Source organism: Moorena sp. SIO3I6, assembly GCF_010672095.1.
This window is the reverse complement of record NZ_JAAHHU010000994.1, coordinates 1-1817: the sequence shown is the minus strand read 5'-3', so window position 1 is coordinate 1817 and position 1817 is coordinate 1. Positions and strand designations below refer to the sequence as shown.

Annotated in this window: 1 protein-coding gene and 2 pseudogenes; 1 reads left to right on the top strand and 2 read right to left on the bottom strand. The window is 45.9% G+C overall.

The window, feature by feature from the left end; all coding sequences use genetic code 11:
• Positions 1-624 (bottom strand): annotated as a pseudogene (locus F6K49_RS45350) (S9 family peptidase); the annotation flags it as partial.
• A 272-nt stretch (positions 625-896) separates the two neighbouring features.
• On the opposite strand from F6K49_RS45350, the gene F6K49_RS45345 reads away from it, so the two are divergent.
• Positions 897-1115, top strand: coding sequence for a DUF4327 family protein (locus F6K49_RS45345; RefSeq protein ID WP_008181701.1), 219 nt, complete (start codon positions 897-899; stop codon positions 1113-1115).
• 434 nt (positions 1116-1549) lie between these two features.
• On the opposite strand, the pseudogene F6K49_RS45340 reads toward F6K49_RS45345, so the two are convergent.
• Positions 1550-1817, bottom strand: a pseudogene (locus F6K49_RS45340) (serine/threonine protein kinase); the annotation flags it as partial.

Here is a 1817-nt window from a genome sequence, read left to right as displayed (position 1 = left end):
TGTTAAGATTGGAGCTACCCATAGTTGAGTACCATCCCAGGGCATATTGGGATGATTCCAGCTTAGCCACGCCAGTTTAGAGCAATCGGGACTTAGGCGCGGCGAGGAGTAAAAGTCACAGCCAGAGGCTAGCACTTGAATATCTTCACCATTTTCTAGGCTGATGCTAACCAAGGTATTGACTGGTTCCCCATCCACCGTGTGGTTTTCTCCGACACAGATTATACGTCCCCGTTGCTGGTCAATTACCCCATCACCATAGCGCCAGTTAGCTATAGGGGTTAGGGGTTGGGGTTTGGAGTTTGGGGTTTGTTGGTACAGACGTTGGTCAGCAAAATTAGAGAAGTAAATTGTGCCATCCTTAACAGCAAAAGCAGCACCACCATACTCGTTAACCCGAGTCCGAGCATTGAAGGGCTCGGGAGTCAGATCAACACTTTTGCCATCAGGGGTGCGTCGCACGATTACATTGCGTCCAGCTTCTGCAGGTCGCCCTTCAATCCAGTAAACATCCTTTTGATCAAGGGCTATGCTGCCCAACCTAACGCTGCCTTGAACAATCATGTCAGCGGTAATAGGGGATTTCCAGGAACCATAGGGGGCAAGGTGTGCTGGTTGGGTCATGGAAAAACTGCTGTTATTTCCTCTAACTTGCTTAGGATATATGTACTATCATAACCTGACTACGTGTCCATGGTTAGCGTTAAAGTAGGGATTCCCGTACATTTACCCAAATCGGACTTGCTTAAATGCATCCGATTGCGCTAAAAGAGTATAGAGGGGCTTCCTTGCCGTACAAAACTCTACAGATCGGCGCATTACCGCAAAGGGGAAGCATTGTAGTTCAGGTATTCGCAAAAGCCAATCTAACAACAGAATTTTAGAGATTTTAGAGTATGACTCAAACAGTTACTCACCCCATGGTGAAGTTGCAACGCCATGTGCGTTCACTGGCGGAATCCAAAATTATTAAACCCAGTGACAGCCTTTGGAAAATTGCCCTGCTCTATGGGGATGAATGGTCCTACTGGAAACAGGAACTGACTGAATTCGGGTTTACCATGCAAGACCCGATCAGTGACTTACTAGCTGTGGAAGCCTGGGACGAAGAATGATCTGATCCAATTTGAGGTTAAGTACTTATATATCTCATCAGGTGCGACCCTAGGCCGCGAGCAATCCCTCGCGGCCTAGGAAGCGGGCACCTATTTGTTTTGTTCGTAAGAATGAAAATTGAGAATTGAAAGTTGTCAGTGGTTAATTAGCTATTGAAAATTAGCTATTAACAATTAGCTATTAACAATTTTAAAAAGGCGATCAACGGGGATCAACCATTGTCAGAAGTAATTAACCGGACTTGATCTGACTTCTTTCGCTTCCGTTTGGCGTCCAAGCTTCAATCGGTGGAGCTTGGTCATGGATGAGGAATAGCTGCCGGTATGGTGAGTATATACTTTCTTTATTCCCTGATTTTCCTTATCCTAATCACTAGCCTACTACGCCAAATTCTGCCCGTGAAATTTCTGCTCATATTCTAAGACGCCGACTCCTAAATACAAGCAACCAAAGCCTGCATAAGTTCTTTTGCCGTTTGGTAGCGATCGCAAGCCCTTGGTTGACAAACCCGCTCAATCACTTTCCTTAATTGGGGAGTAACAGTGGGAACGCCTGATACATCAAACCGATATCCTGAACTACGCCTTTGATAATACTTTAGAGGCGCTTCCCCGGTGAGCAGAAAGATTAAAGTTGGGCCAATGGCGTAAAGATCCGATTGAGTGCAAGGCTGACCTCGGTCTTGTTCAGGAGCACTATAA